Source organism: Micromonospora sp. NBS 11-29 (assembly GCF_002140155.1).
Taxonomy (GTDB): domain Bacteria; phylum Actinomycetota; class Actinomycetes; order Mycobacteriales; family Micromonosporaceae; genus Micromonospora.
The window spans coordinates 264,922-272,666 of the sequence record NZ_NAPR01000006.1 but is presented as its reverse complement, the minus strand read 5'-3'; the positions used below and the strand labels follow the sequence as shown (position 1 = coordinate 272,666).

The following is a 7,745-nucleotide window of genomic DNA, read 5'->3' as shown; positions in this document are numbered from 1 at the left end:
AGGGGTGCGGCCCGGCTTCCCGCCCCGGGCCCGGCCGGGTTACCGTTCGTTCAGTGCAGGAGCGCCCGTGCCGGTGAAAGGTGTGCGCAGATGAGCTCTCGTATCCGGGTCGTCGTTGCTAAGCCCGGCCTGGACGGCCACGACCGGGGCGCGAAGGTCGTCGCCCGAGCCCTGCGGGACGCGGGCATGGAGGTCATCTACACCGGCCTGCACCAGACCCCCGAGCAGATCGTGGAGACGGCCATCCAGGAGGACGCGGACGCGGTCGGCCTCTCCGTGCTCTCCGGCGCGCACATGACCCTCTTCCGGCGGGTGGTCGAGCTGCTCACCGAGCGTGAGGCGGCCGACATCGTGGTCTTCGGCGGCGGCATCATCCCCGAGGCCGACATCCCGGAGCTGGAGCAGATCGGGGTCGCGAAGATCTTCACGCCGGGCGCCACCACCGGGTCGATCGTCGACTGGGTGCGGGAGAACGTTGCCCAGCCGGTCGGCTGAGCACCGGATGATCTGGGCAGGGGGAGGGGCCGGACGCACCCCTCACACGCCCGGCCCCTCTATGCACGATGCCCCGCCGCCACCCCTCGACCGACAGGGCATCGGCCGCTCCCGCCGTCGCGCTTGACCAGCGCTCCGACATCAGACTCAACGACGCCTTCGAGCAGGGGTTACGCCCCGTTCCGGACATTCCTCGACCGGTTGACGCCGCACCTGTCGGCGCCGCCCGTCCGGTGCCGGGCGGCCGCGTCCGACGACGACCGCTGTGCATTACCGCACACCGCGCACCCGCTCGGTTGCCGCGCGTTCCCATCTCGTTAGGCTGCGGCAAATGGCCTGTCTCATCTGATGACAGGCGTCAAACTGATTTTCCAACGCTGGTGGCGGCGCGACGGCGCGCCGCGGAGACGGGACGGGACGCGCAATCGTGGACCTGTACGAGTACCAGGGGCGGGACCTGTTCGAGCGGCACGGTTTGCCCGTGCTGGCCGGCGGCGTCGCCACTACCCCGGAGGAGGCCCGCGCGATCGCCGAACGCCTCGGCGGCCGGGTGGTCGTCAAGGCGCAGGTGAAGGTCGGCGGCCGCGGCAAGGCCGGCGGCGTGAAGCTGGCCGAGGGCGCGGAGGAGACGGTGGCCCGCGCCACCGACATCCTCGGCATGGACATCAAGGGTCACACGGTCCACAAGGTCATGATCACGGTGACCGCGGACGTGGCCGAGGAGTACTACTTCTCGTACCTGCTCGACCGGGCGAACCGCACCTTCCTCTGCATCGCCAGCGTCGCCGGCGGCATGGACATCGAGGCGGTCGCCGCCGAGACCCCCGAGAAGGTCGTCAAGGCGCCGATCGACGCGAACACCGGCGTGGACGAGGCCAAGGCGCGTGAGATCGTCACCGCGGCCGGCTTCCCGGCCGAGGTCGCCGACCAGATCGTCGACGTCGCGGTCGGGCTGTGGCAGGCGTTCGTCGCCGAGGACGCCACCCTGGTCGAGGTGAACCCGCTGGCCACCACGAAGGACGGCAAGCTGCTGCTGCTGGACGCCAAGGTCACGCTGGACGAGAACGCCGGCTTCCGGCACCCGGACCACGAGGCCCTGGTCGACCAGGCGTCGGTGGACCCGCTGGAGCAGGCCGCCAAGTCCAAGGACCTCAACTACGTCAAGCTCGACGGCGAGGTCGGCATCATCGGCAACGGCGCGGGCCTGGTCATGTCCACGCTCGACGTGGTCGCGTACGCGGGTGAGCGGCACGGCGGCGTCAAGCCGGCCAACTTCCTCGACATCGGCGGCGGCGCGAGCGCCGAGGTGATGGCGAACGGCCTGGAGATCGTGCTCTCCGACCCGTCGGTGCGCAGCGTCTTCGTCAACGTCTTCGGCGGCATCACCGCCTGCGACGCGGTCGCCAACGGCATCGTGCAGGCGCTGGCGCTGCTGGAGCAGCGCGGTGAGAAGGCCACCAAGCCGCTCGTGGTCCGCCTCGACGGCAACAACGCCGAGGAGGGTCGGGCCATCCTCGACGGCGCGGCGAACCCGCTGATCCAGCGGGTCGACACCATGGACGGCGCGGCCGAGCGGGCCGCCGAGCTGGCTGCTGCGGGGGTCTGACAATGGCTATCTGGCTGACCAAGGACTCCAAGGTCATCGTGCAGGGGATGACCGGTTCCGAGGGTTCGAAGCACACCCGGCGGATGCTCGCCGCCGGCACCACCGTGGTCGGCGGCGTCAACCCGCGCAAGGCCGGCACCACCGTCGACTTCGACGGCGCCGAGCTGCCCGTCTTCGCCTCCGTCGCGGACGCGATGAAGGAGACCGGGGCCGACGTCACGGTCATCTTCGTGCCGCCGCAGTTCACCAAGGCCGCGGTGGTCGAGGCGATCGACGCCGGCATCGACCTGGCCGTGGTGATCACCGAGGGCGTGCCGGTGCACGACACCGCCGCGTTCTGGGCGTACAACGTGGCCCAGGGCGAGCGGACCCGGATCATCGGCCCGAACTGCCCGGGCATCGCCTCGCCGGGTGCGTCCAACGCCGGCATCATCCCCGCCGACATCACCGGCTCCGGCCGGATCGGGCTGGTCAGCAAGAGCGGCACGCTGACCTACCAGATGATGTACGAGCTGCGCGACATCGGCTTCTCCACCTGCGTCGGCATCGGCGGTGACCCGATCATCGGCACCACCCACATCGACGCGCTGGCCGCCTTCGAGGCGGACCCGGACACCGACGCGATCGTGATGATCGGTGAGATCGGCGGCGACGCCGAGGAACGGGCGGCCGAGTTCATCAAGGCCAACGTCACCAAGCCGGTGGTCGGCTACATCGCCGGCTTCACCGCCCCGCCCGGCAAGACCATGGGTCACGCCGGCGCGATCATCTCCGGGTCGGCGGGCACCGCCGACGCCAAGAAGGAGGCGCTGGAGGCGGTCGGCGTGAAGGTCGGCAAGACCCCGACCGAAACCGCCAAGCTCATGCGGGAGATCATGTCCAACCGCTGAGCCGCCATGCGACGTGCCGAGGGGGTCGACCGGTTCCGGTCGACCCCCTCGGCGTTCAGCGGTACCAGTACGGGGAGTAGTAGTTGCCCCTGGCCCGCACCACGGCGCTGGCGATGAGGTTGACGACGCCGAACGCGATGGCCAGCCAACCGAGCAGTGGTGACTTCCCGTTGCGCCGCGCCTCCCGGATGGACAGCCAGCCGAAGGCGATGCCCAGGATGCCGCAACAGAGCAGGCCGAGGACGATGCCGAGGACGCCCCAGAGCGTGGTCCGGTCCCGGCCGGCGGCCGGTGGCGGCGGTGGCGGCGGGTACGGAGCGTTCACGGCTTCCTCCGGACGGTCGGTGCCGCGACGGGAACGGTCGCGTCTGAAGCCGAGGCTAGACCGGATCACCAGCACCGATCCGGGGGTTCGACGAACTCGTCGCGGTCCCGGCCCGGTATCGGACTGCCGTCCTGTGCGCGGCGTGCCAGAGTAGACGCGATGTCACGTGTCACCCCTGACCAGCCACGCCGCCCGGCCGCCGGCCCCACCGCCGGGGCCCGGCCGCCCGGCCGCGCCCGCCCCNGGCGGGGCGAGCCGTCCCGCCGGCGGGCCCCGCTGCCCGTCGCCGCCGGGGTGGCCGCGCTCTGGGCCGCGGTGACCTCCTGGCTGCCGGTCACCGTGGTGCTCGGGTTGGCCCAGCTCAGCGAGGACGCCGGCTCGCTCGCCGGGGCGCTGCGCGCCGGGTCGGCCGGCTGGCTGCTCGGGCACGGGGTGCCGCTGGAGACCTCCGCCGGGCCGCTCGGCCTCGCGCCGCTCGCGCTGAGCGCGCTCGCCGTCTGGCGGCTCACCCGCGCCGGGGTGCACGTCAGCCGGGCCGTCGGCGCCCGCGGCGCCGGTTCACCACGGCAGGCGCTCACCGTCGCGGTCGCGGTCGGTCTCGGGTACGCGTTGCTCGGCGCGCTCGCCGCGGTCGCGGTCAGCGCGGGCGGTCTGCGGGTCTCCCCGGTCACGGCCGCCGGCACGTTCGCCGCGTTCGGGGCCCCGGCCGCCCTGGTCGGCGCGCTGCGTACCACCGGGGTCTGGGCGCTGCTGGCGCGGCGCTGCCCACCGGCCCTGCGCGACGGGCTGCGGGCCGGGCTGGTCGCCGCGCTGCTGCTGTTCGGCGCGGGAGCCGGTGCGGCCGGGTTGGCGGTGGCGACCGGCGGCGGTGACGCGGCCGACATGATCGGGGCGTACCGGACCGGGGTGGCCGGTCAGGCGGGCATCACCCTGGTCAGCGTCGCCTACGCGCCGAACGCGACCGCCTGGTCGGCGAGCTACCTGCTCGGTCCCGGGTTCGCCGTCGGCACGGACACCGCGGTACGCACCAGCGAGGTGTCCGTCGGTGCGCTGCCGGCCGTACCCTTGCTGGCCGGCCTGCCCCGCGGGCCGATGGACGGGCTCGGGGCCGGGCTGCTCGCGGTGCCCGTGCTGGCCGCGATGGCGGCCGGCTGGTTGCTGGCCCGGCGGCTGCTGCGCGCGGCGGCCGAGGACCGGGCCGACGTCGGGTGGCCGGCGCTGCTGGTCCCGGCCGCGCTCGCCGGGCCGGTCGCCGGCGTGCTGCTGGGGCTGGTCGCGGCGGCCTCCGGCGGGCCGCTCGGTGACGGTCGACTGGCCGAGATCGGCCCGCCGCCCTGGCCGGTGGCCGGCGTCGCGACCGTGGTGATCGCGATGGGCGCGGTGCTCGGTGCCGCCGCGACCCGCACCCTCACCCGCCCGACCCCGCCGGCCCGTCCGGCCGTCCCCCGTCCCGCCGACCGCTGAGCCGGCGGGCGGGACGCGACGAGGGGCGCCCGGCGGTCGCCGGACGCCCCTCGGGCGACGGGTCGGTCAGGAACCGAAGTTGCTCGTGTTGATGGCGGCGCCGGCGATGGCGCTGATGATGCCGATGACCACACCGACACCACCACAGATCAGGGCGACCTTGGCCTGGCCCGGGTTGCTCGCCTCGCCCGTCTGGACCTTCTTCTGGCCCAGGAAGCCCAGCACGACGCCGGCGATGCCGGCCGGGACGCCCAGCAGCGGGCAGCACAGGCCGAGCACGATCGACGCGATGCCGACGATCATGCCGATCAGGCCCAGGGTGTTGTTCCGGCCCTGCCCCGGGGCGCTCGGGTAGCCGGCGGCCGGGTACTGCGGCGCGGCGCCGTACGGCTGCTGCTGCTGCGCGTACGGGTCCTGCCCGTAGGGCTGGCCGGAGGTGGGCTGGCCGTAGGACTGGTCCGGGGTCGGCTGGCCGTAGGGCTGGCCGGAGGTGGGCTGGCCGTACGGCTGGCCCGAGGTCGGCTGCTGCCCGTACTGCGGCGGCGGGGCGTACGGGTCGTGCGGCTGGGCGGTCGGGTCCTGGTTCGGCTGCTGGCCGTACGGGTCCTGACCGGGGTATCCGGGCTGCATCGCAGGGTGCTCCTCAAAGTGGGGGGTCCATGGTCGGGTGCGCACGGCACCGGGCGACGGCAGCGTATCGTGTCGGTCCGACCAGGGAGATCACCAGCGGTCGGGCTGCCCGCGGATCGGGCCCGCCGAGCACACCGATAGGGTTGTCCGCGTGACCGAGCCCGCGTCCGTCGCCCGCCTCGTCGTCCTCGTCTCCGGTTCCGGCAGCAACCTCCAGGCGCTGCTGGACGCCGCCGCCGACCCCGCCTACGGAGCCCGGGTGGTGGCGGTGGGCGCCGACCGGGACGGCATCGCCGGCCTGGACCGGGCCGCGTCGGCCGGTGTGCCGACCTTCGTCGAGCGGGTCAAGGACCACCCGACCCGCGCCGACTGGGACAAGGCGCTCACCGCCCGCGTCGCCGAGCACCGCCCCGACCTGGTCATCAGCGCCGGGTTCCTCAAGCTCGTCGGGTCGGAGTTCCTGACCGCGTTCGGCGACCGCTACCTGAACACGCACAACACCCTGCTGCCGGCGTTCCCCGGCATCCACGGTCCCCGGGACGCGCTGGCGTACGGCGTGAAGGTCACCGGGGCCACGCTGTTCTTCGTCGACGCCGGGATGGACACCGGCCCGATCGTCGCCCAGGTCGCCGTACCGGTGCTCGACGACGACGACGAGGAGACGCTCACCGAGCGCATCAAGTCCGCCGAGCGGCGCCAGCTCGTCGAGCAGGTCGGCCGCCTGGTCCGTGACGGTTGGACGATCACCGGCAGAAAGGTCACCATCCCGTGAGCACCACCGACGCCCGCCCGATCCGCCGCGCGCTGGTCAGCGTCTACGACAAGACCGGCCTGGTCGAGCTGGCCCGCGCCCTGCACGAGGCCGGCGTGGAGATCGTCTCGACCGGCAGCACCGCGTCGACCATCTCCGGCGCCGGAGTTCCGGTGACGCCGGTCGAGCAGGTCACCGGCTTTCCGGAGATCCTCGACGGGCGGGTGAAGACGCTGCACCCGAAGATCCACGGTGGTCTCCTCGCCGACCTTCGCAAGGACGCGCACGCCGCCCAGCTCGACGAGCACGGCATCGCGGGGATCGACCTGCTGGTCTCCAACCTCTACCCGTTCCAGGCCACGGTCGCCTCCGGCGCCGACCTCGACGGGTGCGTCGAGCAGATCGACATCGGTGGCCCGGCGATGGTGCGGGCCGCCGCGAAGAACCACGCCTCGGTGGCGGTGGTGACCGACCCGGCCGCGTACCCGGCGGTGGTGGCCGCGCTCGCCGACGGCGGCTTCACCCTGGCCCAGCGTCGCGCGCTCGCGGTGCGGGCGTTCGCCGACATCGCCGACTACGACGTGGCGGTGGCCGACTGGTTCGCCACCACCGTGTCCCCGGCCGAGGACGGCTGGCCGGAGTTCGCCGGGCTGGCGCTGCGCCGCCAGGCGGTGCTGCGCTACGGCGAGAACCCGCACCAGGCGGCGGCCCTCTACACCGACCCGGGCGCCCCGGCCGGGCTGGCCCAGGCCGAGCAGTTGCACGGCAAGGAGATGTCCTACAACAACTACGTCGACGCGGACGCCGCCTGGCGCGCCGCGCACGACTTCCCCGACCAGCCGGCGGTGGCGATCATCAAGCACGCCAACCCGTGCGGCATCGCGGTCGGCGCGGACGTGGCCGAGGCGCACCGCAGGGCACACGCCTGCGACCCGGTCTCCGCGTTCGGCGGCGTGATCGCGGTGAACCGGCCGGTCAGCGTGGAGCTGGCCGGGCAGGTGGCGGAGATCTTCACCGAGGTGCTGGTCGCGCCCGGCTTCGACGACGGCGCGCTGGAGCTGCTGCGGGCGAAGAAGAACATCCGGTTGCTGCGGGCGCCCGCGTTCGCCACCCGACCGGCCGAGTGGCGGCAGGTGAGCGGCGGCGTGCTGGTGCAGATGCGGGACGCGGTCGACGCGCCCGGCGACGACCCGGCCGGCTGGACGCTGGCCACCGGCGACCCGGCCGACGAGGCCACGCTGCGCGACCTGGTGTTCGCCTGGCGTGCGGTGCGCGCGGTGAAGAGCAACGCGATCCTGCTGGCCCGCGACGGTGCCACCGTCGGCGTCGGGATGGGACAGGTCAACCGCGTCGACTCGGCGCGGCTGGCGGTCAGCCGGGCCGGTGACGAGCGGGCCCGGGGCTCGGTCTGCGCCTCGGACGCGTTCTTCCCGTTCGCCGACGGCCCGAAGATCCTCATCGACGCGGGCGTCCGGGCCATCGTGCAGCCCGGCGGCTCGATCCGCGACGAGGAGACCATCGCGGCCTGCAAGGAGGCCGGCGTGACCATGTACCTCACCGGCACCCGGCACTTCTTCCACTAGG

Annotated in this window: 8 protein-coding genes; 6 read left to right on the top strand and 2 right to left on the bottom strand. The window is 73.5% G+C overall.

The window, feature by feature from the left end; translation table 11 throughout:
• The first annotated feature begins 90 nt into the window (after nucleotides 1-90).
• The 3 genes from B1205_RS08925 to sucD all read left to right on the top strand — a co-directional run bounded on the left by B1205_RS08925 (nucleotide 91) and on the right by sucD (nucleotide 2,991).
• Complete coding sequence (locus B1205_RS08925; protein WP_089155174.1) at nucleotides 91-495, top strand: cobalamin B12-binding domain-containing protein; 405 nt, start codon at nucleotides 91-93, stop codon at nucleotides 493-495.
• A gap of 427 nt (nucleotides 496-922) precedes the next feature.
• Nucleotides 923-2,101 (top strand): ADP-forming succinate--CoA ligase subunit beta, encoded by a 1,179-nt coding sequence (sucC, locus tag B1205_RS08920; RefSeq protein WP_089155173.1) that lies wholly within the window; start codon nucleotides 923-925, stop codon nucleotides 2,099-2,101.
• Between the two features lie 2 nt (nucleotides 2,102-2,103).
• Nucleotides 2,104-2,991: a succinate--CoA ligase subunit alpha gene (gene sucD, locus B1205_RS08915; RefSeq protein ID WP_089155172.1), complete on the top strand. Its 888-nt coding sequence runs from the start codon at nucleotides 2,104-2,106 to the stop codon at nucleotides 2,989-2,991.
• 55 nt (nucleotides 2,992-3,046) lie between these two features.
• Here sucD and B1205_RS08910 read toward each other — a convergent pair whose 3' ends face one another.
• On the bottom strand, nucleotides 3,047-3,316 hold the full coding sequence (locus B1205_RS08910; protein WP_089155391.1) for a hypothetical protein: 270 nt from the start codon (nucleotides 3,314-3,316) through the stop codon (nucleotides 3,047-3,049).
• A 159-nt stretch (nucleotides 3,317-3,475) separates the two neighbouring features.
• Between B1205_RS08910 and B1205_RS08905 the strand changes: the two genes are divergently transcribed.
• Nucleotides 3,476-4,780 (top strand): cell division protein PerM, encoded by a 1,305-nt coding sequence (locus B1205_RS08905; RefSeq protein ID WP_089155171.1) that lies wholly within the window; start codon nucleotides 3,476-3,478, stop codon nucleotides 4,778-4,780.
• 66 nt (nucleotides 4,781-4,846) lie between these two features.
• Here the strand turns inward: B1205_RS08905 and B1205_RS32720 are convergent, their stop codons facing one another.
• On the bottom strand, nucleotides 4,847-5,410 hold the full coding sequence (locus B1205_RS32720) for a DUF4190 domain-containing protein (RefSeq protein ID WP_089155170.1): 564 nt from the start codon (nucleotides 5,408-5,410) through the stop codon (nucleotides 4,847-4,849).
• A gap of 151 nt (nucleotides 5,411-5,561) precedes the next feature.
• On the opposite strand from B1205_RS32720, the gene purN reads away from it, so the two are divergent.
• Both purN and purH read left to right on the top strand, forming a co-directional pair.
• Entirely contained in the window at nucleotides 5,562-6,182 is a 621-nt protein-coding gene (gene purN / locus B1205_RS08895; protein ID WP_089155169.1) for a phosphoribosylglycinamide formyltransferase, read from the top strand.
• Nucleotides 6,179-7,744 carry a bifunctional phosphoribosylaminoimidazolecarboxamide formyltransferase/IMP cyclohydrolase gene (purH, locus tag B1205_RS08890; RefSeq protein ID WP_089155168.1) on the top strand — a complete coding sequence of 522 codons (1,566 nt, stop codon included), beginning with the start codon at nucleotides 6,179-6,181 and terminating at the stop codon, nucleotides 7,742-7,744. Before purN ends, purH begins: the two co-directional genes overlap by 4 nt.
• Nucleotide 7,745 lies beyond the last annotated feature (1 nt).

Bases quoted from the DNA above. Each gene is read 5' to 3' on its own strand.
- B1205_RS08925 (WP_089155174.1), top strand. From the start codon at position 91: ATGAGCTCTCGTATCCGGGTCGTCGTTGCTAAGCCCGGCCTGGACGGC.
- sucD (WP_089155172.1), top strand. From the start codon at position 2,104: ATGGCTATCTGGCTGACCAAGGACTCCAAGGTCATCGTGCAGGGGATG.
- B1205_RS32720 (WP_089155170.1), bottom strand. From the start codon at position 5,410: ATGCAGCCCGGATACCCCGGTCAGGACCCGTACGGCCAGCAGCCGAAC.